The organism is Elusimicrobiota bacterium (genome assembly GCA_026388075.1).
Lineage (GTDB): Bacteria > Elusimicrobiota > Endomicrobiia > Endomicrobiales > JAPLKN01 > JAPLKN01.
The window spans coordinates 1-26,377 of sequence record JAPLKN010000121.1 but is presented as its reverse complement, the minus strand read 5'-3'; the positions used below and the strand labels follow the sequence as shown (position 1 = coordinate 26,377).

The 26,377-nt window shown below is 41.9% G+C and carries 21 protein-coding genes and 1 tRNA gene; 2 read left to right on the top strand and 20 right to left on the bottom strand.

Going from position 1 to position 26,377, the window contains the following annotated elements; genetic code table 11:
• Nucleotides 1–1,778: 1,778 nt before the first annotated feature.
• Nucleotides 1,779–1,870: transfer RNA gene (locus NT145_06540), tRNA-Ser, on the bottom strand.
• A 248-nt stretch (nucleotides 1,871–2,118) separates the two neighbouring features.
• Complete coding sequence (locus tag NT145_06535; GenBank protein ID MCX5782345.1) at nucleotides 2,119–2,553, bottom strand: hypothetical protein; 435 nt, start codon at nucleotides 2,551–2,553, stop codon at nucleotides 2,119–2,121.
• 287 nt (nucleotides 2,554–2,840) lie between these two features.
• Between NT145_06535 and nspC the strand changes: the two genes are divergently transcribed.
• Both nspC and NT145_06525 read left to right on the top strand, forming a co-directional pair.
• Nucleotides 2,841–3,944 carry a carboxynorspermidine decarboxylase gene (nspC, locus tag NT145_06530; protein MCX5782344.1) on the top strand — a complete coding sequence of 368 codons (1,104 nt, stop codon included), beginning with the start codon at nucleotides 2,841–2,843 and terminating at the stop codon, nucleotides 3,942–3,944.
• Nucleotides 3,945–4,151: 207 nt separating this feature from the next.
• Nucleotides 4,152–5,456 carry a saccharopine dehydrogenase family protein gene (locus tag NT145_06525; protein ID MCX5782343.1) on the top strand — a complete coding sequence of 435 codons (1,305 nt, stop codon included), beginning with the start codon at nucleotides 4,152–4,154 and terminating at the stop codon, nucleotides 5,454–5,456.
• Nucleotides 5,457–5,717: 261 nt separating this feature from the next.
• Here NT145_06525 and NT145_06520 read toward each other — a convergent pair whose 3' ends face one another.
• From NT145_06520 to NT145_06435, 18 genes are all read right to left on the bottom strand, one after another.
• Nucleotides 5,718–6,440 (bottom strand): MBL fold metallo-hydrolase, encoded by a 723-nt coding sequence (locus NT145_06520; protein ID MCX5782342.1) that lies wholly within the window; start codon nucleotides 6,438–6,440, stop codon nucleotides 5,718–5,720.
• A 47-nt stretch (nucleotides 6,441–6,487) separates the two neighbouring features.
• Complete coding sequence (locus NT145_06515; GenBank protein MCX5782341.1) at nucleotides 6,488–7,060, bottom strand: flavodoxin family protein; 573 nt, start codon at nucleotides 7,058–7,060, stop codon at nucleotides 6,488–6,490.
• Nucleotides 7,061–7,109: 49 nt separating this feature from the next.
• Nucleotides 7,110–7,820, bottom strand: coding sequence for a sulfite exporter TauE/SafE family protein (locus tag NT145_06510; protein ID MCX5782340.1), 711 nt, complete (start codon nucleotides 7,818–7,820; stop codon nucleotides 7,110–7,112).
• A 135-nt stretch (nucleotides 7,821–7,955) separates the two neighbouring features.
• Nucleotides 7,956–8,735, bottom strand: coding sequence for a TdeIII family type II restriction endonuclease (locus NT145_06505; GenBank protein MCX5782339.1), 780 nt, complete (start codon nucleotides 8,733–8,735; stop codon nucleotides 7,956–7,958).
• A gap of 6 nt (nucleotides 8,736–8,741) precedes the next feature.
• Nucleotides 8,742–8,960: a hypothetical protein gene (locus tag NT145_06500; GenBank protein MCX5782338.1), complete on the bottom strand. Its 219-nt coding sequence runs from the start codon at nucleotides 8,958–8,960 to the stop codon at nucleotides 8,742–8,744.
• Nucleotides 8,961–8,970: 10 nt separating this feature from the next.
• Nucleotides 8,971–10,575: a DNA methyltransferase gene (locus tag NT145_06495; protein MCX5782337.1), complete on the bottom strand. Its 1,605-nt coding sequence runs from the start codon at nucleotides 10,573–10,575 to the stop codon at nucleotides 8,971–8,973.
• 71 nt (nucleotides 10,576–10,646) lie between these two features.
• Nucleotides 10,647–12,626, bottom strand: a complete 1,980-nt coding sequence (locus NT145_06490) for an ABC transporter permease (GenBank protein ID MCX5782336.1) — start codon at nucleotides 12,624–12,626, stop codon at nucleotides 10,647–10,649.
• Between the two features lie 8 nt (nucleotides 12,627–12,634).
• The gene (locus tag NT145_06485) at nucleotides 12,635–13,618 is read right to left on the bottom strand and encodes an efflux RND transporter periplasmic adaptor subunit (GenBank protein MCX5782335.1); all 984 of its coding nucleotides are present in this window, start codon (nucleotides 13,616–13,618) and stop codon (nucleotides 12,635–12,637) included.
• Between the two features lie 7 nt (nucleotides 13,619–13,625).
• Nucleotides 13,626–14,915, bottom strand: coding sequence for a TolC family protein (locus tag NT145_06480; protein MCX5782334.1), 1,290 nt, complete (start codon nucleotides 14,913–14,915; stop codon nucleotides 13,626–13,628).
• A 293-nt stretch (nucleotides 14,916–15,208) separates the two neighbouring features.
• Nucleotides 15,209–17,800, bottom strand: coding sequence for an HAD-IC family P-type ATPase (locus NT145_06475; GenBank protein MCX5782333.1), 2,592 nt, complete (start codon nucleotides 17,798–17,800; stop codon nucleotides 15,209–15,211).
• Between the two features lie 382 nt (nucleotides 17,801–18,182).
• The gene (locus NT145_06470) at nucleotides 18,183–19,361 is read right to left on the bottom strand and encodes an ATP-binding protein (protein ID MCX5782332.1); all 1,179 of its coding nucleotides are present in this window, start codon (nucleotides 19,359–19,361) and stop codon (nucleotides 18,183–18,185) included.
• Between the two features lie 1,620 nt (nucleotides 19,362–20,981).
• Nucleotides 20,982–22,718 carry a ferrous iron transporter B gene (locus NT145_06465; protein ID MCX5782331.1) on the bottom strand — a complete coding sequence of 579 codons (1,737 nt, stop codon included), beginning with the start codon at nucleotides 22,716–22,718 and terminating at the stop codon, nucleotides 20,982–20,984.
• Nucleotides 22,715–22,957 (bottom strand): FeoA family protein, encoded by a 243-nt coding sequence (locus tag NT145_06460; GenBank protein ID MCX5782330.1) that lies wholly within the window; start codon nucleotides 22,955–22,957, stop codon nucleotides 22,715–22,717. Before NT145_06460 ends, NT145_06465 begins: the two co-directional genes overlap by 4 nt.
• A 49-nt stretch (nucleotides 22,958–23,006) precedes the next feature.
• Nucleotides 23,007–23,309 (bottom strand): rubrerythrin, encoded by a 303-nt coding sequence (locus NT145_06455; protein MCX5782329.1) that lies wholly within the window; start codon nucleotides 23,307–23,309, stop codon nucleotides 23,007–23,009.
• A 59-nt stretch (nucleotides 23,310–23,368) separates the two neighbouring features.
• Entirely contained in the window at nucleotides 23,369–24,328 is a 960-nt protein-coding gene (locus NT145_06450; protein MCX5782328.1) for a LysM peptidoglycan-binding domain-containing M23 family metallopeptidase, read from the bottom strand.
• A 25-nt stretch (nucleotides 24,329–24,353) separates the two neighbouring features.
• The gene (locus tag NT145_06445; protein MCX5782327.1) at nucleotides 24,354–25,154 is read right to left on the bottom strand and encodes a radical SAM protein; all 801 of its coding nucleotides are present in this window, start codon (nucleotides 25,152–25,154) and stop codon (nucleotides 24,354–24,356) included.
• A 21-nt stretch (nucleotides 25,155–25,175) separates the two neighbouring features.
• Complete coding sequence (locus NT145_06440; protein ID MCX5782326.1) at nucleotides 25,176–25,541, bottom strand: NifB/NifX family molybdenum-iron cluster-binding protein; 366 nt, start codon at nucleotides 25,539–25,541, stop codon at nucleotides 25,176–25,178.
• Between the two features lie 47 nt (nucleotides 25,542–25,588).
• On the bottom strand, nucleotides 25,589–26,377 hold a 789-nt coding region (locus tag NT145_06435), incomplete at its 5' end, for a metal ABC transporter permease (protein ID MCX5782325.1).

Below are 26,377 nucleotides of genomic sequence, written 5' to 3'. Positions count from 1 at the left end.
CATCCTTGCGGATTCGCTTCCACCCCAGGCGGATTTTCAACAAACCAAGTTCGAATATCATTCAAGAGACACCGTTGTTTTCCACAATTTTGAAAATTTAACGACAAAGCCGTTCCCCCGCCGACTTTGGAATTGAAATTTGAAATGATTTTCCAAGGCATTTTGAATTCATAGGACAAAGCCCGCTCGAAAATTTTGAAGTTCCTTGTTGTTGGGCAACAAGTATGCTGGGGGCGAGCATTGAACCAATCTTTTTGCCCGCAAAGAAATATCTAATGAGGTGGTTTATGACCGATCAAACCAAAAAGTTTTTTCTCTATGCCCGCAAATCAACCGATGAGCCTGAAAGGCAGGTCTTGTCCATTGAAGCGCAGTTGTTTGAGCTTAAAGAATACGCAAAGAAAGAGAACCTTTGCGTTGTTAAAGAGTTTATTGAAAGCAAAACCGCCAAACAACCGGGCCGAGAGATATTCAACAAGATGATTGCGGGCTTAGAGCAGGGCGAAGCGGAAGGAATTTTAGCGTGGCATCCCGACAGGTTAGCCCGAAACAGTATTGACGGCGGTAGAATAATATACCTTGTAGATATCGCAAAGATTAGCGAGCTAAAATTCCCGACTTTTTGGTTTGACCCGACACCCCAAGGAAAGTTTATGCTTTCCATCGCATTTGGGCAGTCAAAATATTATGTTGATAATCTTTCGGAGAACATAAGGCGGGGTATCCGCCAGAAGCTTAGAAACGGTATATGGCCCCAATGGGCGCCGTTAGGGTATTTAAACGATAAACAAAACCGCTGTATCGTAATTGATAAAGATAAATCCCCTTTGATCAGGAAAGCGTTTGAAATATACGCTTCCGGCGAATACCCCTTGGCAGAAGTCCGAAAGATTATCAACAATTTAGGATTAATTGGAAAGAAAGATAAAGCCCTTTCCATTTCCAATTATCAATATATGTTTAATAATCCCGTTTATTACGGAGTTATCCGCTTTAACGCCCAAATTTACGAAGGAAAGCACGAACCGATTATCACAAAGAAACTTTTTGACAGAGTTCAGGAAGTTATGAAAAATAAGAGCAAGCCGAAAGGAAACAAGTTGAAGCCCTACATATACCGGGGAATGTTTCGGTGCGGGGCGTGCGGTTGTTTCATAACTTCCGAAACGCAGAAAGGTCATAATTATCTGCATTGCACAAAAAGAAAGGTTGACTGTTCGCAAAGGTATGTCAGGGAAGAAGTTATTAATGAACAACTGAGGCAAAGCCTCAAAAAAGTTTCTTTGTGCCCGGCTTTAGCAAAGGATATGATAGAGGAACTCCAAAAGGAAGCGGAACAGAGAAAGCAAGCCGACTGCTCTTTTGCCGAGGACCTGAGAGATCAGGTAAAAGAACTTGAAACCAAGCTTGATACCCTTTTGGATATGAGTTTAAACAAAACAATATCGCAGGAAGAATACGCCAACAAAAGAAATAAACTCATGTCACAAAAGGTTGAGCTGAAAGACAAGTTAAGGGAGTTTGGGCAAAAGAGCAGTAATCGGTTCGAACTAATGATAAACTTTATCAGGGAAGCTTCTACCGTCGAGGATATTTCTTTGCGGGAAAACCACGAGAAAGTCCGTGATTTTGTGAAAAAGATTGGTTCGAACTTCAAAATTTTCGAGCGGGCTTTGTCCTATGAATTCAAAATGCCTTGGAAAATCATTTCAAATTTCAATTCCAAAGTCGGCGGGGGAACGGCTTTGTCGTTAAATTTTCAAAATTGTGGAAAACAACGGAGAGGGAGGGATTCGAACCCTCGGTACCGGTTTTCACCAGTACAGCGGTTTAGCAAACCACCGCACTAAACCAGCTATGCGACCTCTCCATTGATGAAATCAATGTATCCGTGTTTAGTTTCCGTAGGAAACTGGAGGTACAGCCATTCACAACCGCCCCCTGCTGTTTTAGTTCCTAAAACAAAACTGCAGGGGCTTCGTCCTTCGGACTCGTATGCGACCTCTCCATTAATTAAATTGCTGGTTATTATATAAGTATTTTCAATTTCGGCAAATTCTTTGTCTTTTCTATTACAGCCAAGGGTATTAATTAAATTCTTGATTGCTCAAAATTATGTTATTTATTATTGCCAACGTCTGTGCTTTTAAAAGTTTGTTTCTTTATATACGAATTTAAAAATGTATATAATGCCACTTTATTTTCAGATGTATAAATCCCGTGAATAATTACCCTCGCTTCTAAATTTCGATATTTTGGCATCTCATATACTTCACTAACTAACTCCACTATTTCTCCAAGAGTCATTCTTGCTATCATGCCGTACCTTTTGATAAGTCTTTTTTCTTCCAGCATATCTCGCAACTCATATCCTTCTACAAGCCCTGTTACGTAAAGAGTAGAAGTAAGTTTTGTTGAGCAAAACTGTCTCCATTCCTCATATTTAAAAATCGGATTTTTTTTTGGATTAACTAATTCTCCCGGACTCTTCTCGGCAAAATTAGCAGATACCGCAAATATTAAAAATAAGGCCGTAAACAAAATATTCTTCATAAATAGTCCTCCTTATTTATTTTTACCAAAATATTCAGTTTTCCCCAGAAACGATAAAACCTTGCCCTGAAAAACGCGCAATAAATTAACTATAATTTTCAATAATATTTTGACGCATTGATTTTATCTCTTTTGGGCAAAAAAATCAATTAAATAATTGAGTTATTTTTTGACAGGCAATGATTTCCTAAAGTTCCCGGCATAAAAAATGTTTTAAATCTCTTAAAAATATTGTATAATTATCGCATTAAAATATCTTAGTATTTTCCGTCGGGAATACAGCAAATATGAAACTATCAACGCCATATTATCTTATTGATGAACAAAAGTTATTAATAAATTTAAAGAAAATACAATATGTCCGTGAAAAATCCGGGGCAAAAATTGTATTAGCTTTAAAATGTTTCTCCACATGGAGCGTCTTCGGCCTCATGAAAAAGTATATGGACGGCACCACAAGCAGTTCATTATATGAGACGCGCCTGGGTTACGAAAAGTTCGGCAAAGAAACACATGCTTTCTGCGTTGGTTTTTCAAAAGAAGATATACAAGAAGTAAAAAAATACGCCGACAGAATTATTTTCAACTCAATATCACAGTTAAAAATGTTTTATAAAGATGTTCGGGGTTTAAAAATTGGGCTTCGGGTAAATCCGCGCATAAGCTATTCTCATTTTGATCTTGCAGATCCTGCGCGGAAATATTCAAGGCTCGGAGTAATTGATAAAAAAGCTTTAAAGAAGGTCTTGCCGATGATTTCAGGCATAATGTTTCACTATAATTGTGAAAATGACGATTTTAAAAATTTTTCTTCAAGCCTGGATTTTATAGGCCGCAATTACGGGGATGTCATAAAAAAATTGGAATGGATTAGCCTCGGAGGAGGATACTATTTTACAAAGGATGGTTATCCGATAGATAAGTTTTCAAAAAAATTAAAAGAATTCAGCGATACTTACGGAGTTCAAGTTTACCTGGAGCCCGGCGAAACGGCCATTACACGCTCGGCAGAACTTGTCACGCAGGTAAAAGATATTATTCATAACGAAATAGATATCGCTATCGTTGACGCTTCTACTGAAGCGCACATGTTGGATTTATTGATTTACCGCACTCCGGCAAAAATGGAAAATGCAAATCACGGACGATACAAATATATGATTGCCGGACGCTCGTGCCTGGCAGGCGATATTTTTGGGACATACAATTTTAAATCGCCTTTAAAAGTCGGGAGCATAATAAAATTTTCTGATGCTGCCGGTTACAGCATGGTGAAAAAAAATTGGTTCAACGGGCTTCAAATGCCGTCAATTGTTATAAAAAGACTTAACGGTAAATTGGACTTGGTTCGCAGTTTTTATTATAATGATTTTGTAAAAAGTTTATCTTGAATTTTATTTATTGTTAATATAAGTCCGAATAAAATGAGGACGCGATAAAATAGTTTTCCGCTTAGGAGGGAGTTCAGCGAAGCGCCGATGAATGAGGGAACCTAAGGTTCCCTCTTGGGGAGCGTTCCGGCGAGCAAATTCCTTTCGAAGACGGAACAATGAAATAAGTCCGAATGAAATGAGGACGCGACAAAGGAGGTGCAGATCATGAACAGAAATGTTTTGATCATTGGGTCCGGCGGAGTTGCCCATGTAACGGCTCATAAGCTTGCCCAAAACAATGATCTTATCGGAGATATCTGTATTGCATCGCGAACGCAGAAATATTGTGATGCAATCATTGAAAGCATACACAGGAAAAAAAATCTAAAAGATAATAAGAAAAAATTATATTCCAGGCAGATCAATGCATTGGACGTAAAAGAAACTGCAAAACTTATCAAAGACACAAAATCTTCTATTGTCGTCAATCTTGCTTCCGCTTTCGTTAACATATCGGTTCTTGAAGCCTGCATAGAAACCGGAGCAGCTTATATTGACACTGCAATTCATGAAGAACCGGACAAAACCTGCGAGGATCCGCCTTGGTATGCAAACTATGAATGGAAAAGAAAAGACCGATGCGAAAAAAAAGGCGTGACTGCAATTTTAGGAGCTGGGTTTGATCCCGGCGTAGTCAACGCTTATTGCGCTTTTGCGGCAAAACACCATTTTGACACGATTGACACAATAGATATAATGGACGTGAACGCCGGCAGTCACGGAAAATATTTTGCGACAAATTTTGATCCCGAAATAAACTTCAGGGAGTTCATAAAAGTATGGACGTGGATTGACCGCAAATGGATATGCTCACCGACACATACAGAAAAGATGTCCTACAATTTCCCCGTGGTCGGCAGGCAAACTGTTTATTTGACCGGGCACGATGAGATACACTCCCTCTCGAAAAATATTGACGCAAATACCATAAGGTTCTGGATGGGATTTTCAGACCACTATATCAACTGCTTCACAGTACTTAAAAATATCGGCTTACTTTCAGAAAAGCCCGTTAAGACAGCGGAAGGCCTTGAAGTAATTCCTTTAAAAGTAGTTAAAGCATGTTTGCCTGATCCTAAAACACTTGCTCCGAACTATACCGGCAAAACCTGCATTGGATGCCTTATTCAGGGGAAAAAAGGTGAAAAAGAAAAAGAAGTATTTTTATACAATGTCTGTGACCATAAAGAATGTTTCAACGAAGTGGAAGCCCAGGCAATAAGTTATACTGCAGGAGTCCCTGCTGCTGCAGCGGCGCTCCTTGTCGCTAACGGAGTTTGGGACGTTAAAAAAATGGTCAATGTTGAAGAACTTGACCCAGATCCTTTGATTGACCTTCTTAACAATATCGGCCTTCCCACCGAGATTCAAAAGAAATCAAAATACCGGCTAAAAAGGCTTAGCGGTAAGACGAATTCCAGCGTTGACATGAAAACTCAAGTTGACTTAAGAAATGGAGCCAGGCTTTAAGTTCTTTTACTGAAACTCCGCCGACAGGAGTCGGCGGGTTCTTAAATGAACCCACCCCCGTAGTTTTGTCTGAAAGGATAAAGGAGTTTTAGGACAAAACTAGACACGGGGGTTCATCTTCGCATTCATCCCCCGACAGAAGCCGGGGGTTTTCCCTGCCCGCCGGCAGGCGCGGTGCGAATCTGAATAAACAATAAAACAGCCCAGGATTATCTTAAATGACAATCTTGGGCTTATTTTTTATATCTGCTTAAATCTTTTTTATTCCGCAGTTTTTATCAGCACATCCAGCTTGTTTTCCAGCAATTGCCTAAATTTTTCCGCGTCTTTTGCTGATCCAACCCTTGCACCATAATGCATGGGAATCACAATACTCGGATTTATATCTAAAGCAGCCTGCGATGCCTCTTTGGCATCCATTGTAAAAAACCCTCCTATCGGCAAAAGAGCGATATCCGTATTAATCTGTTTCATTTCGGGAATTCTGTCCGTGTCTCCCGCAGTATAAATGCGTATTCCGTCTATTTCAAAAATATAACCGGCCCAATTACTGGATTTTAAATGGAAAAGTCTTGTCCCTATATTATACGCCGGTACAACCTCAATTAAAACTCCTTTTACAGTTAATGTATCTCCGGGCTTTACAAATTTTACGTCGCCGGAAAGTTTTTCTCGGCATTCAGGATCATCCGGCGCAACAATAACAGTTCCTGTGCTTTGAATTTTTCCTATATCTTCCGATGAAAGGTGATCAGGATGAGGATGAGTTATTAGAATTATATCTGCCTTACCGGCTTTTTTCAATTTATAGGGGTCAGTGAAAATTGTTAAATCATCATGAATTTCAAAAGCCGATTGCCCGTGCCATATTATATTTTGCTCAGCAAATATTTTGATATCCTTCGGTTTTTCTTTTTCTTCAGCAGACAACTGAGAAAGACTTAGAAAACTAGCGGCGAATAAAAAAATTATAAAGCTTTTCATAACACAACTCCTTTTGGCATATCCAATATTGTGATACACAAGTCATTTTATGCCAAAGATTTTGCAAACTCAATTGTCTTTTCACGAATACCCGGAATATTTTTGATGTTCCCTGAAACTCCGGCATTTGGAATAAGAAGTGATGCGAATTTCATTGGAGTATAATCTGCGGTCAGCTTAAATGGTTTTTCCAAAGCATCAAGGCCAACATCTTCGTATGCGCTGGCTATTAATACAAGCGTCTTTCCCTTTAAAGGCGTTTCCATCGTATCCGCTTCATTATCCCATTTATAAAGGGAAAACATCCTATCAAAAATATGTTTAAGCTGAGCGCTTGGCCCGTAAAAGTATAAAGGTGTTGCCATAACTATTATATCCGCTTTTGCCATCTTTTTCAAGACCGGTTTTGCATCGTCATCTATTGAGCATTCGTATTCTTTATATTTCTGGCACTTACGGCAGGATAGACATCCGCTTGCTTTATATTTTAGAAACGCAGTATTAATAATTTCAACTTCCGCGCCTTTTGTTTTTAAGCCTTCAACAAACCAATCAATAAGCTTTGCGGTATTGCCGTTTATTTTAGGACTTCCATTCAGAATAAGTATTTTAGCCGTCATATCTTTTAATATTTTGTATTCTGGCCGATTTTATATTTCCCGGGATTTTCTAAAGACCCATAAATTGAATTGCAATCCCGCATAAAAATATGGCTGCTCCTGCCAGTGCATGGGTATACTTTTCTATTCTTCGAAAAGGAATAAAAGACATTCCCAAATATGATATCACTACAATGCTCAGCATAGTTGTAATAGTTATCAAGCCAAAAATTAGTGTAACTGCTATTACCCCTACTGAATTCCCTTTGGCAGCTGGATACATCACTAAAGGAATAAGCGGTTCGCAGGGCCCAAAGACAAAAATAAGGAATAAGACCCAAGGCGTTATGTTTGTTGTATCATTATCATGGATATGGACGTGCCCGCTTATGTGTGAATGATTATGCTCGTGCACAGCGTCGTTTACGTGCACATGTTCATGTGTGTGTGATTTATTTTTTGCCGCCTGTTTTATACCCCATACAAAATATAGAAGTCCGAAACTTATTAATAGCCATGCGGCTATTTCTCCGCGCAGAGATTCAATAGAAACAAGTTTATTAACGGCAACCCCTAATAACAGCCCTGCTATTCCCAAAACCACTGAACTTAAGATATGCCCTATCCCGCATATAAAAGTTATGAACGAGGTTTTTAAAAGAGACCATTTTTTTGCTTTCGAAATCATTATAAAAGGAAGATAATGATCAGGGCCGAATAATGTATGAAGAAACCCTATAGAGACTGCAGTTAAAGAAAGAGCTAACATTTCATTTGACATTTTATTTTCTCCCTATATTATATTTTCTAATATCACGATATTCTCTAACTGCGAGTAATTCTTCAAATTCACTTATTTTTTTCATTAAATTTTATTGTGTCCTGGAAATTCCAGCGGGCAAGTAAAAGATAGGTTTTATTTGTTATGACGCGCAAAGTACTGGTCAATTTCAGGCCGCAGTTCAATCCCGACTTGCTCGAATATATCAAGCAAATCCTGATATGCTCCTTTTCCCCCAAGAAAATCCCAGAACTCATCAGCGACCTTCAACTCATTATTAAGATCCAACATCCCCCGCATCGTCCACCGATTATACGCTTTAGGTTCATACGGATTATAGGGAATAGCTATAATAGTTTTCACATTTGCTTTAGGATCTTGGGCCAGTATTGCTGCAACCCATTCTAAAAGCGTTCTTTTAAACTCTTTGAACCCCCCTGCATTGGGTTTTGCCGTTTTAATATCAAATAGATAAATTATTCCGTTACGGGATATAAGCTTAATGTCTATTTTTGTTAATTTGACGGTTTTCATCGTGCCCTTCTGACATACTTTTTTAATCGCTTTCATTTCCTCAATTTTATCCGGAGATGTCTTGGCTGTTGATAGATTATCCATTATGTTTTGTATGACTCTGTGCGCCTCAGACGATATTTGTGTTCCTGCTGTTTGCTGTGACTGGGCACTTGAAAAACTTGACGAAGCTAACTCCAATGCAACCGGCTCAAAAATACTAGTTCCAAAATTCGTATTAAGAGAATGGATAAATGAAAATAAAGCCATTCTATCCTTTCCTAATAGTCTAGTATGGAACGGCATTGAAGCTGGCTCTGGATTGTAATTTTGGAATTTTGAACGTAAACTGCGTTTTAATACATCTTCAACATTTTGAATTTGATTTTTCGATAGAGCCATATTTTTTTATCCTTGAAAATATTTTGCATCAAAGGCATGATATATTCCCTCTTCTCCACCACTGCCCGTCATTCCATCTATCATATCTTCGAAATCAATTCCCGCGAGGTATTTGATATTCAATATGTTTGCAACCGCAAATTCAAATTTATTTTTTCCGGACTTTTCTATGCCAAGATTATCTTTAATTATTTTCGATATTTTATCGTTTGAAAGCACCTGCATACTCAATATGTCACCTTTCTTTTATATGAAATATTGTTTCCGAATAGGCGCCCTTGTCTTTTTCGGTGCGGTTTAATACAGGACGTTTGTATTGTTTAACAATTTGCATGCCAGACTTTTCGGCAATTACCGGATACATATTATATTTGTCGTTTGCAACTAGGAAAACATCATAATCTTCAACAAAATATTTTTTACAATTATTAAGAACATCAGATATCCCTTGTATGTAGCTTTGTTTTGCTTCTTTGCCTTGCCCTTTAAAAAGAGGGCCTATCTCCAATTCGTCTTTTCGCGCAAAGCCGAAAAGATCATAGGCATAGGCATGTTGTTGGTGATAATCTATCAAACCTACATAAGGCGGGCTTGAAAATATTCCTTTTATTTTCTGTTTGCGTACTAATTGGGCAAAAGAAGAATTTTTCTTTTCAAGTTTTTCAAAAATATCAATTGTTCTGCTATCGCCAGTTAAACATACTTGATATGTTTTAGTCCGCAATTGGTCGAATTGAGCAAGTCTTTCAATCGTATCTTTTGTGTATGTTTCCCACCATTTACTAATTGAAAAAAGCGGTTTACATATTTTGCCGTGTTTCGAACAATAGTAGGTTGCTGCAATTGGTTCAATAAGAGTTGCCAAATCAGCATGTGTTGTCGATCTGCAGGAACGAATAGTCCTGCTTAGAATAACTGTAATGATTTTTTTCGTATTCGTGTTTTTAATCTTTTTTATTTCATCAAAAATAAACTGAATTTCATTTCTGATATGTTGAAAATACCACTTATCCAAAAAAGTATCTGCTTTATCTTGCAATAATTTTATATTGTATTCTTTAACAAGATTTTTAAAAAATGTTAAAAACTCCTTTTCTTTTTCTGCTCCATACACCTTTTCATTTATCATTCCGCGTTTGAGTTTAAATTTATATTCAGGAACTGGAAAATATTTGCTATTAAAGCCGTACAATGTTTTCAAAAGTTTCTCTTCAAATTCAGGGACATGTGACTTTATTAAAAATTCCTTAAACGCTTTTGTTATCCTATCAATTTCGTTTTGAACATCAGCAAGGTCGTATTTTATAACTTTACAATTTGCTATAAGCGAATTAAATACTGAAACATCTACGCCTATAGCGTGCATGCCAAGCTCGTTTGCTTGCACCAATGTTGTCCCGCTTCCGGAAAATGGATCGAGAACTATATCATTTTTCTTAAAATAGATTTCTTTTTTAAATTTGTCTTTATGGGCATCTAAGAAGTATTCTACTAATTGAGGGATGAACTTCCCTTTGTAAGGATGAAGTCTATGAACATGTTTTGTTGTTTCAGCTTCTTTATATTGATCAAAAGATAGTGCCCAATTTACATCTTCCCCTAGTTGTTTTTTCCATGATGTTTCACGATAGCCGTTGTAAGATTTATAATATTTGATTAACTCTTCCATTGAAACCTGTGTTGTTCCATTATCACCAATTTTTCTTATCAGTCCATATTGAATTAGGTATGATATATTTGAACTTGTAACATTTTTTCCTAAATATTTTGAAGCCCATTCACTAGCTTCAGGAATGCTTAATAAGTCAGCAGTTTGGATTAATGTACCTGTTTTATTCATTTTTCTATTATACAAAATTAAAAATATTTATATCAATTCATATAAGAGGCTTCCGCGCCTTCTCATAATCCCTATTCATAACGGAGAGCTTCGATAGGCGACAGGAGGGATGCTTTGCGCGCCGGCAAAAAGCCAAATATTATCCCGACGCTCGCCGATATGGTGAATACGAAGGCAACCGAATGCGGTGTCACGATGGCTGCCCAGCCGGCAAATTTGGCCAAAAACAGCGAGATTGCTATACCAAAAAGGATACCGATTATCCCTCCCACAGTAGAGAGCACCGCCGACTCTATAAGAAACTGAATAAGGATAGCCCGGCGGGGCGCGCCGATGGCTTTTCGCAGACCGATTTCCCTCGTGCGCTCGCTCACCGAAACGAGCATAATGTTCATTATGCCGATACCGCCGACCAAAAGCGATATCGCCGCGACAATCCCTAAAAGCAGCGTGAACGTCTGCGTCGTTCCCGAGAGCGCCGCCTGAATGTCGGCCATGTTTCGTATTTCAAAATCGTCATCCTTATAATCGGGAAGGTGATGCCGGTGCCGCATGAGAGTCCTTATATCCGCCATTACCTGCGGGATATTATCGCCGCTGTCGCATTCAACATAAATGGTGTTCAAGTACACCATGCCGAGAACTCTCTTCATTGCGGTGCTGAGCGGGATGAGTATCATATCGTCCTGGTCCCTGAATCCCGACGAACCCTTCAGGGGAAGGACACCTATCACCTTAAAATTAATATGGTTGACCTTGATTATTTTATCAACAGGGTTGTCATTGCCGAAAAGGTTTTTGATTACGGTCTGCCCTACAAGCACGACACGCGCAAGTGAGCGGTCTTCCGCGTCGCTAAAGAAGCGCCCGTAATAAGGAGCCGCGTTATGCATCGCCGAATATAGCGACGTGGCCCCGGTAACCTGGGTGTTGGCGTTTTTATCACCGTAAACGACCTGGGCGCTGCCTTGAACATTGCCCTCAACGTTCACTGCATGAGGGATCACCGCGATTGCCTTGACGTCTTCAATGGTCAAACGGCTTGCGCTGCCTCCCGCGGCCCGCACGCCTCCCCTCATAGGAGATCCCGGGTGTATCATCAACAGGTTTGATCCGAGGCTTGATATGCGGGATTCAATCGATTTCTGCGCCCCTTTTCCCAGCGAAAGCATGGCAATGACCGCGGCCACGCCGATCAAGATACCTAGCATAGATAGGAAACTCCGCACCTTGTTTGAGGCCATGGACCGCATCGCTGAAAGACCGTATTCATTAAATTGAGAAAAGTCCATTTTAAATATCGGTTTTTCAGTGGGTTGTTCAACGGGTTTAACTTTAGAGATCTCTTCCGAAGCATTATTCATGAAAGTTACAGGCCTGTTTGGTTCATCCGAAACGATTATTCCGTCCTTGAGATGGATAATTCGCCTGGCATGGGCAGCGATATCCAGCTCATGGGTCACCATGATGACCGTAATACCGCCGGCGTTAAGGATTGCCAGCTGTTTCATAATATCTTCTGCCTGACCTGAAGCAATGTTACCGGTCGGCTCGTCGGCAAATATAATTCTCGGATGGTTCACAAGCGCGCGGGCAATGGCCACACGCTGCTGTTGGCCGCCGGAAAGCTCGTTGGGTTTGTGAAGCATTCGGTCTTGAAGTCCAACAACGGAGAGGAGATCTTTCGCGCGGTTTCCCCGGTTTGAGGCACCGGCGTAGATCATCGGCAGGATTACGTTGTCCAGAGCGCTAGTGCGCGCAAGGAGATTGAACATCTGGAATATAAAGCCGATCGTCTTTGAACGAATAGCCGCGCCTTCGTCATCGGAAAGCTGTGAAACGTCAAAACCTTCAAGAGTATACTTTCCCGCGGTCGGACGATCCAGTAGGCCCATGATCTGCATCAGCGTGGATTTTCCGGACCCCGAGGGGCCCATAATGGCAACGAATTCCCCTTCGTTGACATGCAGGTTGATGTTTTTAAGGACAGCCAACTCTTCGCCGTCTATCCAGTAAGACTTTTTGATATCTTTAAGTTCAATGATTGCCATAGAAGAAATTATCGGGAGCGGGGCGCTCTTCCGGAATTGTTGGTACTGCTCGACTGCCTGACGCCGAACGTCAGAGGGCTTGCCTGCGCGCCCTGCTGGGGAACGTACCTGCCGCGGGTGATGAGGACTCGGTCCCCCTCTTGAAGCCCCGATACCACTTCGATCGTATCGTTATTTTCTATCCCCGTGGAAATCTCACGGGAAACAGGTTTACCTTCCGGGCCAGAAACGGACACTTGTTTTGCTCCGTTCGGCATATCCCGGACTGCGCTCAACGGCAGGAGGAGGACGTTTTCCTTGTTGCTGACGATAAAACTGATGTTTGCGGTCATCTGTGATCGAAAAAATGATGGCACGCTGTTCAGTTTCACTTTGACACTATAGGTAATGACATTTGAAACATTCTTGCCTTCATAAAGGATATTTGAAACCCTGCCTTCAACACTTTGGTTAGGGTATGAGTCCAGCGTGATCCAGGCGGGCATTCCCGCTTTGACGCTGCCTATATCGGACTCGTCAACCTGTGCAAGAACGATCAGATAATCTGATATGGCAAAAAGGACAGAGGCAGAGTCAACGGTTTGCCCGACGACCACGTTCTTCAAAATGACGACGCCCGACAACGGGGAGATGATAGGAATCGGCTTGTAGGAATCTTCCCACTTTTTAAGCACGGCAGCCCCCTGGCTCCGCGCAGAATCAAGGATGGCCGCCCGGTCGCTTGAACTCATCCATGCAATGGTCTGGCCTACTTTAACGTTATCGCCCTCATCAACAAGAAGTTTTTCTATTCGGCCGGACATCGGGGGTTTTACTTCTACGCGGTTCAACGGAACAACGGAACCGGTCGCTTCAACTGTCTGCTTGATCGTGCCTTTGGTCACGATTACCGTCTGCACACTTCCTGTCTTTGCCTTTTTATCCTTAAACAAAGACCATCCGCATCCCGCCACCAGCACCAGCGATACCATAAAAATAATTAGCTTTTTCATATTTATATTACTCCTCTATCGGTTTACCAAGAGCTTTTAGCCATGCCGCTTCAGCGGTCACGGAGTTCAATTGCGCTTGTATCGCCTGACGTTCCTGATTCACCCGGTCGGACACAATAATTTCCCAGTTGTCATATGTCAGAAGGCCGCTGTCATAGCGGATGTTCGCTTCGTCGTTGCGCTGCCGCGATGCTTCCAGCAATGCCGACTGAACCCTGAGCTGGTCAACGGCCCCAGCAAAAGTTGACCAGGAAGTCTCTATATCTACAATCGCCTGCTCTCGCACGGAACGCAGGTCCTGACGCGCCTTCTCAAGATTATTTTTCGCCGCGGATCTCGCGTAATAAGTAGCGGTGGGCCCGCCTCCGAAAAGTGGATACTGCAGTCCCACACCCCAGCTGGAATAAAGAGAAGGAATTTCGTTCGGCCCTGAGCCGGAAAAAGAATAATTGGCCGACAGGACCGGCCAGAATGAACTTTCGGACTGGCTGAGGCCTGTTTCCGCGCTTTTGACGGCCGCTTCCTGCAAAGCCACGTCGGGACGGTCTTTCATCAAGGCTCGTTCGTCCTTGGGCGCATCGGGCGGAGCCTGCGTTGTGTTCAAGGTTCCCGTAACGGCAATGGCAGTAAAATCGTCCAGACCCAGCTGCCGGTTAAGCACCGCCCGGGCCGTCCGCAGATCCCGTTCTGACTGGGCAAGATCCGCTTTTGCCTGCAAGGACTGCGCGTTCGCCCTGAGCATATTACCCTTTGACTCTCTGCCTGAGTTGTAGCGGAGGATTACCATTTGAGCTTCTTCCCTCCGCATAGCAACGATATTTTTTGAAACTTCAATATTCTTCTGAGCAAAAAGCAGCTGAGCAAAGGCTTTGCGCAGATTGAAACGCAGCAGCGAAGAAACCTGCCGCGCGTTCGCCTGCTGCTGCGTCGTCTGAGCTTTCGCTCCCTGGATAGATGCGTACGCAGCTTTATTGAAAATATTAAGGTTCGCCGATGCCTGGGCTTGCCAGTTGCCCGAGTTGGCACCACCCGTGCTAGACGGGTTATCTGAACTGCTGTAACTGTTGGACAGCGCTACCTGAGGAAGAACTGCATTATAGCTGCCTTTATATGAAGATTTGCTTGCCGCGAGAGCATATCGAGAAGAAGAAAGGTCCGCGTTGTTGCTTAACGCAAGAGTGACGCAATCTGTCCAGCTCAAAGGAGAATCCGTTCTGACCGTCTGACCAAAAACCGGAACCAGACAAATTGGCATGACCAAGCTTATGGCAATAGTAATAATAACTTTTATTTTCATAAATGTGTCAACAAATTAGACAATCTCCGGACAAAAAAAGTTTCAGTATGCTGAATAATTTTTGTCTACCGAAAATACTGATGGCCGTAAATTACTCCTATCGAAGGAGTTAATCTAGGCCAGGAAAAAGATATGTCTCCTTACTGGACAATGTTAGCCTGCCCGCCTCAGGAGGGAAAATATTTATACAACAACATTATAGCAAAATATGCTTTCAATTTGCAGATAACAGCAAAGTCATATTGCGCGGCCTAGTAATTTAAATATATATCTCGTGAGAAAAAAATCATCGGCTAAAAAGAAGAATTCACGATATTATTATATTTTGAATGATTGTAATTTCTTATAAATTTTATCAGCTCAAAACAAACAATGCTGATTAGCCCTGCTCCTACGGACATAAGCATATCCCTAAAATGAAACGGTTCAAAACGAAAAATCTTCATTAAAGACGGGATAAAAAGAGCCAACAGCATAAATATCACCGCTCCGCTGACCACCCATATAAGCGCCGTATTTTTATAGCGTAAAAGCTTGGGTATAAAAAGTGTCCAAGAACGATTACTTAGTATAAGCCCGATGTTGCCTATGATGAGGGTAGTAAAAGCAAGCGTGCGCGCCTGAGATACAGTTTCTCCAAGCTGCTGAACAAATATATAAAGAACAATTGCTGCGCCTAGTAAAATTATTCCTTGAAGCAGACTGTATCCAACGGTTTCCCATGAAAAAAGGGGTTCCTTTAGATTTCGCGGCGGGCGATTCATAATATTTTTTTCTTCGTTTTCCGCTTCAAACACCAGCGAACATGCGGGATCTATTATAAGTTCAAGAAAGACTATATGGATAGGAAAAAGTATCAGCGGCCATCCCAAGAGTACCGGCAAAAGGCTTAAACCCGCTATAGGAACATGTATTGCTAAAATATAAGAAATTGCTTTTTTTAAGTTATCAAAAATACGCCGTCCCATGCGGACCGCCGCAACGATGGACATAAAATCGTCATCCAGGAGAACCAGAGAAGCAGATTCGCGCGCCACATCTGTTCCTCGCCCGCCCATGGCGATACCGATATGCGCTGCTTTTAATGCAGGGGCATCATTAACGCCGTCCCCGGTCATCGCAACAACTTCACCTGAGCTTTTCAGCACAGTTACTATTCGCAGTTTTTGTTCCGGCACTACGCGGGCAAATACGTTAACATTTTTCATTTTATTCTGCAATTCTTCATCACTCATTTTATCCAGTTCTTGTCCGGTAATTATATCGTCTTTGTTAGCAAGACCGATCTGGCCGGCAATGTTTTTAGCGGTTCCGGGATAATCTCCGGTAATCATTATGACCCTCATGCCGGCGTTATAACACTCTTTTATTGCTGAAGGCACTTGTTCCCGTATTGGGTCGGCAAGGCCGATAATGCCGATAAAGTTAAACGCGAATTCGTGCTGGATATCGGGCAATGTCCCGGTGTGAAAAGTTGAACGGGCAACACCTATAACCCGCAAGCCATCGTCAGCCAACTTTTCAATATCTTCCCTAAGTTTTACAAGTTTAGCAGGGTCAAGATGACACAAATCGGCGATCGCTTCCGGTGCACCCTTTGCCGCTACAACATATTCTTCGCTATTTTTCCGTTTCCATACCCGAGACATAGCAAGCAGTTCTCTTGAAAGCGGATATTCTTGAATCATTTCCCAATCCTGGTGAATATGCTCGGTGTTAGAAAGATATTGTTCGCCTAGCTCCCTTATTGCTTTTTCCATCGGGTCAAAAGGATCGGTCTGGCTTGCAAGAATCCCGTATTCAATTACTTGATGAAACCGGTCATCTTCGGGAAACTTATCAGAGGAAGTAACATTGCAGGTTATTCCTTGCGTAGCAAGTTTCTGAACCCGCATACGGTTAACGGTAAGAGTGCCGGTTTTGTCAACGCAAAGAACTGTTGCCGCGCCAAGCGTTTCTACCGCGGGGATCCTTCGTGTAAGAACTCTTTTTTGCGATATGCGCCAGGCTCCGAGCGAAAGGAATATGGTTAAAACGACAGGAAATTCTTCAGGTATCATTGCCATAGCAAGGGTTAGCCCAGCCAAAAATCCCTGAAGCCAGTTTGCCCTCGTGATGCCGTATACAACAACAATTAAAGAGCAAAGTGCCGCGCCGGTTAATGCGACTATTTTTACCGTCCGGGAAACATCTTTTTTCAGAAGCGTTTCTTCTTCTTCAATTACCTGAAGAGATTTTCCGATCTTTCCGATCTCAGTATGAATCCCCGTTTTCTTGACTTGCGCGATGGCCTGGCCCTGTACAATAAGTGTTCCTGAAAAGACATACGGCTGGTTATCTCCGCCGGGACGGATAGTGTCCATATCAAAAGATTCATTTTCAACAGCATATTTTGCGACAGGCACGGATTCTCCCGTCAGCAAAGATTCATCGGCCGAAAGATTTAAGGATTTTAAGATAACGGCATCAGCCGGAACGCGGTCTCCTTCGCTCAAAATAATAATATCATCACGCACCACTTCTCTGCCGGCGATTTTTATTTTTTGCCCGTCCCGAATAACGGATGCGCGAGGGCTGGATAGATCGCGCAAAGCTTCCAGCGCCCGTTCGGTTTTTCTTTCCTGATAAAAAGTTATGCCCATAATGACAAATACAAATCCTAGCAGTATCAGCGCTTCCTGAACATCGCCAAGCAAAAGATATATTGTACCGCAGGCAACCAAAAGCAAAAACATCGGCTCTTTCAAAACTTCAAGAGCTATTATAAATACACTGCGTTTTTTAGTAGACGGGATCTCGTTATAACCTTCTTTTTCCAACCGATTCTGGACCTCTTTTTGGGAAAGCCCCCGCAATGCATAATTCAGAATTTCTTTTTTTTGCATGCCAGCTCCGTTAATACTTTATTATTGTTTTATTATAAAAGCGCTAACAAGTATTTTCGTCTTTTGATTTCCAAAACTCAAAAGCCGTCGTTTGCGTTAGCAGCAGTTTTGGCAAGTGAAATTATATCATATTAGTCGGATTTAACAAGACAGAGGCCACACAACCCTCTTTTCGCGTTGTATGTTCAAGTTATATAACAAAATTATAGCCCCGCAACCACCCACAAGGAGTGATTCCAGGGCTATACTATCCATGCTTAACGATGTTAGCCTGCCCGCCTCAGGAGGGAAACCATTTATGCAACAAAATTACAGCAAATTCCGCTTTCAATTTGTGGCTGATTGACAAATTACGCCATTGCAGTATTTTCGTCATAAATTTTTAATAAAGCGAAGTCAAAAAAACCGGAACACTGATAACCTGTACGCCGTCTTTAACAAAATTAACTTCATTTTCCATAGTTATTTGAAAGGCGTAAGGTATTTTAAGGGTATTCTTGTAGTAAAACAGGGATTTCGATATTTCTTTCCTGCTGTTCTTGACCTCTACACAAAACCACGGTTTATTATCTACCGTAACAAGAAAATCTACTTCTCTTTGCTCCTTATCGCGTAAAAACCTGAGATCTATTTTATATCCTTTGACATCATGCAGATAATGGCAGAACTTAAGCAGATGCGAGGCAACGATATTTTCTAATTTCGGCCCTTCTTCGTTTAGTTGAGACCAATCCCAGAGATACACCTTTGGTTCTTTCTTCAGTGACCTGATCAGTTTAGACTGATATGGATATATGCGGAAAAGATAATAAACCTGCTCCAAACATTCTATCCATGAACGAACTGTCTTAAACGATACCTGCAAATCCTCAGTTAAGGAATTTATTGACAACAATGATCCGATTTTTTCTGGGATTAGTTCTGCCAGAAGCTCTAAAGTGCCTAAATCCCGTATGGAAACGATATCCCTTACATCTTCACGAACAATACTTTCTATACGGCTGTTATGCCATCTCCCTAATTTATTCTTGTCTTTCTTAATATACATTTCAGGGAATCCGCCGTACTTGTACAAATCATTAAATACGCTTAAAATATTTTTTGAAGATTTATCAAAAGATAGTTTTGAAAAAGGCTGGTAATCGTTATTTTTCTTAATTAATTCTGCTACCGTCAGCGGATGTATCCTGAAATAATAGTAACGGCCCAGCATAGAATCACCGTGTTTCCTATATATGTCAAGCCTGGAGCTCCCGGTAACAATTATTTTAAAAACATCTTTATTTTTATCGTATTCCCCTTTTATATAGTTCTTCCACTTTTTATATTTGTGTATTTCGTCAAATATGACAAGTTCGTTTGTGCCTGAGAACACTTCTTGAAGAATAGCCCTTCTATCCAAACGATTATCCCAGTTTAAGTAATTGTATTTGCCGGCATAATGTTTTTCTCCTATATATTTTGCCAGTGTCGTTTTCCCGACTTGCCGGGGCCCGGCAATAAATATCATCTTATCTTGCAAATCACTGAAAATCACTTTTGATAAATACCTGTCAATCATTTAGTACACCTTTCTTTTTGGATACTACTCCAATCTTTACTACCACACTTTGGAGTGTCGTCCAATATTACCTGAATAGTTTATACCATAATATTATAGGGATTTCAAGTTTAATTTGGCTTTTAATTAAGGTTTAAATTTATGCTTGCAGTAAAAAAATAGACCTGAGGCATCCCTTTTGGGAATTTCTCAGGTCTATGCTCTAAAACTGGCTCCGCAGTCCGTTTTTTCCCGAACTGTGGATATCATTCTACCAAACATGATTCACGGTTGCAAGCGTAAGAACATTGATTGAACGCTTGATTGACGCAGCGCTCGGGCACGAATGCGCCCTCGCACTGCTTTGATTCGGCTTTCCCTTCGCTCTCGCTCAGGTGGGCTCCCTCGCCCGCTCAAAACGATTTATTTTTTTATCCCCGCGCGCTTTAAGGAGTTTTTTTGGGCTTCGTCCGCCCTCTGCTGCTTCGCAGCAGCAAAGCCGGTACGACTTAGCCATCGCCACCCCGTTTAGGGGTCGTTGCCGTGCGGGAACTCCGGTTTCGTTCCGCCCTCCGCAAAGCTTCCCATTTGCTACGGACGGGTCCTCGTTCCCTTATTCGCTCGTCGCTTCTCGCTCGCCATTCCGCAACTCGCCGCTATGTAAGCCTTGGGAAACCCTCACAACTTGATATATGCTTGAGGGATTTTATCCAGTGTCGAGGCACGAAGAGCGCGGTGTGCCTTCTGCGGCACATTAGCGATGAGCAACGCTGACAATGGGTAAAAGACCCAAGCCCTTCGGGAAAGATATCTTTGGCCGCTTTCTGCGTCGCTCCTCCTAGACATATCTCAGAGGATAGGCCTTCGTCGTCGCTCCTTGAAATCAGCTCAAACAATATCTTTCATATATTTAAGCTGTGAGGGTTTCCCAAGGCTAGCCTCGTTGCTCCATTACCGGCGGCTCGAAAGCTTCCTCGCCCCTTTATCCCAGCCTTCGGCTGGTAATTCGGGCGTCAACTTGGCGCTGGCTAGCAGACTGCCCAATTAACTAAATGACTTATTGGGTAAAGACCCTTCCCCCCAACCCCGAAATACTCGGGGTTAAAACCCTCGGTCGCCCTTCTCCCTCGCCCAAACGGCGGGTCTGTGGCTGTCCCGTGAACCGCTTTCGTTACGAAAACTTGGGTTTTGTGCCGAAACAAAAGTTTGCGAGGCGAGCATATTAGCGAAGCGATCTGTAAGTCGAGCAAAGTTTTCGTTGCAGTCCAAAAACCGAGTTTGCAGTAGAAAAAAGGTTCACGGTACAGCCACCTAGGTTGGGCGGGCAAGGGCCAGTCTGCTTTATTGCCCCCCTTCCCCACTTCCCCAATGATCAATTTTCTCGCTTTTTCAAAACTGCCGAAACATTTTACCAAAGAATTTACTTATTTTGAAGCCTAGCGGGGGGATATACTTGGTAAAATTCGTGCGTATTATTGAGCGTGCGTATTTTCAGGCGATATGAACTCAAATATGCACGGTTTATGCACGCCTTACGCTCGGTTTGCGCACGGATATGCACGGCTCTGTGCGTATTTTTCTAGCTCTTAAGCGTATATTTGCTGGCTTTTCCAGTGCTTAACTCATGTAAAAGTTTATTGCCTATAAAAGAATTGTTTTTAAAAGCCAGCCTGTTAAAAGCGCACTTATAACCATTATCAAAACTGATTTCAACATATCTTTTAAGCCCAACTCTTTCCACAAAACCACAAATGTTGCAATACAGGGGAAAAACATAGAAAGCACCACGCATGCAACAATCAGCTGATTTACTGTCAGGTTCAGCGGCACCAGCATTCCAACCGCCACATCTTTTCTCAAAAATCCGACTAAAATAGCAATCACAGCTTCTTTTGGAAGTCCCAACAGGCTGCTAATAACAGGCGCACTTAATTTTGTAACAGTATCAAAAATCCCCAGGAAAAAAAGAATATTTACAACCAATACTCCGCCTGTAACAATCGGCAATGCCTCCGCCAGAAATTTTTTGGACCGCCACCATAATTTTTTCCCCATAATTGTTAATGGGGGAAGCCGGTAAGGAGGTATTTCAATTAAAAGTTCCGGGCTGAATCCCGGCAGAATCTTATTCAATATATATCCCAATACTGCCCAAACAAGAAAAAGAGTTCCATATACGATTAAAACGGGAACTGTCCCGTGCCTGCCTAAAATGCCGAAAATCATTGCCTGAAGTGCCGCGCAGGGTATCCCAATTGAAATAAGTGTTGAAGCGATGAAACGTTCTCTTTTGCTTTCAAGAATCCTGGTTGAAAGGATGCCCGGGACGTTGCATCCGAAACTTAGCAGCGTGGGAACTATGGCAAATCCGTGAAGACCGATTTTATGCAAAAAGGTATCCAATAAAACAGCTAATCGCGGAAGATATCCCGAGTCTTCAAGAAGTCCCAACACCAGGTAAAATGCAATAATATACGGCAGAACGATCCCGAATTCAATATATAAAGCGGTGCTCAAAACACCGAATGACTGGACAAAATCTATCTGGCCGCCGATAAGCTTTCCTATAAGAATATCATGAATAATTCCTTTTGAACCCAGGATTGCCACAAGTTTTTGAAGTATCGGAAGCCAAATTTTGTTAAAGAAAGGATCGGTCAGATAATTTATCAGTGTTTCGCCTATGAACCTTACAACAATAAAACAGAAGTAACCGATGAATCCTGCGATAATCAATCCTGTTGACGGATGAACAGTTAAATCTTGTATTCTTTCAAAAAAAGTGTGATGCTTGTGTTCCAGATGCTGAACCTCTCCAATGACTTTGCCGATGTCTTTCCATCTTTCCTCATAGGTATGTTTTCTCACTTTCAGAGCTTCCGCTTTAGGTATTTCAGCGATCAATTTTGGAAAACCTTCGCCGGTAACCGCTACCGTTGGAACCACTGAAACCCCGAGCCAGCGCGATAATTTCTCAATTTCAATATGTATTCCGCGATGTTTGGTATCATCCCACATGTTCAATGCCGCAATAATCGGAATTTCTTGCTCCATAAGTTCAAGAGTGAGGTAGAGATTCCTTTCCAAATTAGTGGCATCTATTATATTTATAATAATGCAATTTCCTTTTATTTCTTCATGTATCGCTTGTTTCAACATCTCGCATGCAACTTCTTCAGCTTTACAGGTCGGTTCAAGAGTATATATGCCCGGGACATCAATCACTTCTGTTTTTTCCCCGTTTAAAAGCATATACCCTTTGGTAAACTCAACGGTTGTGCCGGGATAATTGGATGTTATAACGTGAACTCCGGTCAACCGGGAGAAAAAAGCACTTTTCCCGACATTGGGATTTCCTAAGAGAAGTATTTTTTTCACTTCTTAACCTCAACTATTATTTTGGAAGCTATACCATAACCTATGGCAATATGAGTTCCGCGTACCTTAATAATCACCGGGCCTCGCATATGCATTCCGCTCAGCTTGGTAATATGATCGCCAACTCCGAACCCTAACGCTCTGAGTCTTCTGATTGCTCCGAAACCGCCGGCGATTTCTTTTACCGTACCGCTTAATCCCGCATCCAGATCGGTAAGAAATATTTTTTCAGTATTCATCGAAATAGTATCCTATCATTCAAACTTTCATCCCATCGAAAAGCCGTTTTTATTGCTTCTTTTTGATTTCTTCTTCTACTTCTTGTGCGCCCTTCTTGTAGAAGTTTTCCTCATCCGGCGCAAGCTCCTTCAATAATCTCAAAAACTCGCCCGCATGGACTTTTTCCTCGTCAGCAATATCTTTCAGGACTTCCTGGGCAAGCTTGTTTTCGGTAGATTCCGCAAGCTGCATATAAAGCTGAATCGCCTCATATTCTGCGGCAACCATAAATCGGATAGCTCTTACAAGCTCTTCAGGTGTAACCTTTCTGTCCTTCTTCAATCCTGCAAACGGCGTTCCGAAATCCGGCATAAATTTCCTCCTTTTTCTTTTTCTTTAAACGCAGGTGTTGTCACTGTTTCTATGTTAGTTTACCAGAGAAATTTCAAAGGGTCAACTAATTTACCATTTCTTTTTATCGTAAAATGCAAATGAGGCCCCGTTGACCGGCCGGTGGACCCGCTTCTTGCTATCAGCTTTCGGGCATTCACCCTTTGGCCGACCTTTACATATATTTTTGACAGGTGCCCGTACTGCGTTTCATAACCATTTTGATGCCTGATGAAAACCGCTTTGCCGTAATGCCCCCCATCGTTACCCGCAAAAGTGACCACACCGTCTGCCGCCGCGCCCACCCAGGTTCCTTCTCGAACCGCGATATCAATTCCTCCGTGAAAACTTGGTTTCCCGGTAACAGGATGGCGGCGCCTTCCGAAAGGACTGCTTAACCTGCCTCCCAGCGGCGAGACAAACATCTCGCGCAATTCGTATTTTGCCCTTAACTTTTGATTCATCAGGTCAATGTCCGGCATACGCCCGGGAACAAAAATAAATTCTCCCGAATTAAGTTTTCCAACATTTCCGTTGAATTTAATAAGTTCGTTTTCTTCTATATCATATTGTTCGGCTATTTTTTTCCATGTGTCCCCTTTTTGAATCTGATGGAGAGTGCCTCCTCTTGAAGGTAAAAGTATGCGTTCATTTATATGCACATCATAGGTTTCCATCTGCGGGTTGCACCCCAAAATTGAATGCACACTGTATCCCCTTTTTCTGGCTATTTTCCAAAGGTTTTCGCGCATTTTCACCTTTTTTATAAAAAAACCTGCGCCGGTCACTCGTTTTTGCAGGTGCGCAAGCCTCATTTCCAAATTATTGACCAGAAGTTTTGCTCTGTCAACCTGCTGCGGCTGAACTGATTTTGGTGCAATCCTTTGTGCGTCAACTATTTCAGTATTTGCGCACAATATGAAAATTAAAAACAAAGTAATGAATATTTTTATTGATTGTTCAACCATAAATACCGTTTTTTTAAGTTTATAGCCGGACATTTATTAATTTTTAACTACATATCATTTACACAAGCTTGCCTCTTCTCCGTAAAGTATCTTTGCCGCTGATTGATTCAGTTTTAATTTCTTCACGCGGGCCATATACCGAAAGTATCCTCGTCTTTGGGCATAAAATCTTAAATTCTTCTATTATTGCTGTAATCTCCTTCTTGCCCAACGGTTCTACCGGACACGGCCTCAATGGTGTATTAATTTGTATCTCATCAGGACTTATTGAATAAGCAAGTTTTGCTATTTCCTTTGCCGACTTCTTATTCTCTTTAATCACCATTATTTGAACAGCAAGCTCCCCTTTAAACTCTTTTCTAAAGTCGCGCAAACCTTGCAAAATATTTTTAAACTTAACCTCTTTTGCAGGTCTGTTTATTTTTTTGAATGTTTTTTCGTCCGCCGCATCAAGTTTAACTATTACTTTGTCCGCCATAAGCAACTCAGAACGCACCTCGGGATCATTAAGAATGGATGAATTAGTTATAACGGCAACCTTTTCCAAACGCACAGCTTTTACTTTTTGTATTATCCTGCCCAGATTTCCTGCAAGCGTCGGTTCACCCGCTCCTGCAAAAGTTATGTAGTCAATGCCTTCTTTTGTAATGGTTTTGAGTTCCCCTATTATTTCATCTGTCGTAGCAAAACATTCTCTTTTTGTGCTCAAAACTTTTGTTCTGCCGATTTGGCAATACAAACAGTCAAACGAACAAACCTTATACGACATTGAAATCGGGTCAATGCCTAAAGAAACTCCGAGCCGCCACGAAGCAACGGGCCCGTAGATACAATGATAATCTATTTTCTTCTTAATCATTTAATATAGTGTTTATAAAAACTAACGGCAATTATGCTGAATACAGGAATTCTCAACTGTTATTTCTTTCAGGCCGCCTTTAAGGAACTGGGCTACCAATTCCGAAACTGTGCCCGGTATAGCCCTGTATGCTTTTATCCCGCTTTTGTTCAGTTTTTCAACTGCACGGCTTCCCATACCGCCGCATACTACTGCATCAATTTTTTTCCCTGATAAAGAATCCATCGGATGGCATGTGCCGTGCGAATGATGCTGATTTGAGTTATCTATGACCTCGTAAGAATCCTTTTCGGTATCATAGATCGTAAAATACGGCGCGCTTCCAAAATGCCCATGAACTACTGCTTTCTTCCCCTCATTTGTTGACGTCGGCATACAAATTTTCATAATTCCTCCTTTTATTTATCCCTGCCAACCCTTCGGGTTGATCAGGGTTACTCTTTTACAAATATTCTTTTAACTATCCAGGACAGGATGAGCATGACAAGAAAAACCGCGACAATAGTAGGCCCCGGAGTCCAGTCAAGCCTCAGAGAAGCTTCTATCCCGACAATACATCCCACTAATCCAAAAATCCATCCGAAAAAGATTCGGCGCGTAGTTTTTTCCGTGGCGATCATCGCAGCGACTGCGGGAATTATGAGGAAAGCAAACACCAAAAGCACGCCCACCACTTTTACCGAAGACGTAACTACAAATCCAAATGTGACATAAAAAACAAAATCCCACCACCATATCCGAATGCCCTTATTTTGCGCTTCTATGGGGTCTGCGGTTACCGCAAAAACCCGCCTTCGCGCAAACCAGTGTATTGCTACTACGATCGCGCAAAGTATCGCGATGAAAAGAAGTTGTTTCGGAGCTACGGTAAGGATAGAACCCGCGAGCATCTCTTTTATATCTTCGGTTCCTGAGACTGACCGTTCCAAAACAATAAGAGAAAGAGCGATCGCACCGGCATAAGTGATGCCGATAAGCGCTTCTATCGGGACTTTTTCGCGTTTGCTCCTGAAAAGCACAAAAAGCAGAGCGCCGATCATGGTAAATCCCAATGAAATAAGATAGTTCTGAAAAGGAAATTTGTCCGCGCCCCATCCCAGTAAAACCCCGACACACGCGCCCAAAGCAGCGACCTGGGCAAGTGCAAGGTCAACAAAGATTACTCCGCGACGAACGACATGGTAGCCAAAATATGTATAGGTACCCGCCAGGATAAGACACAC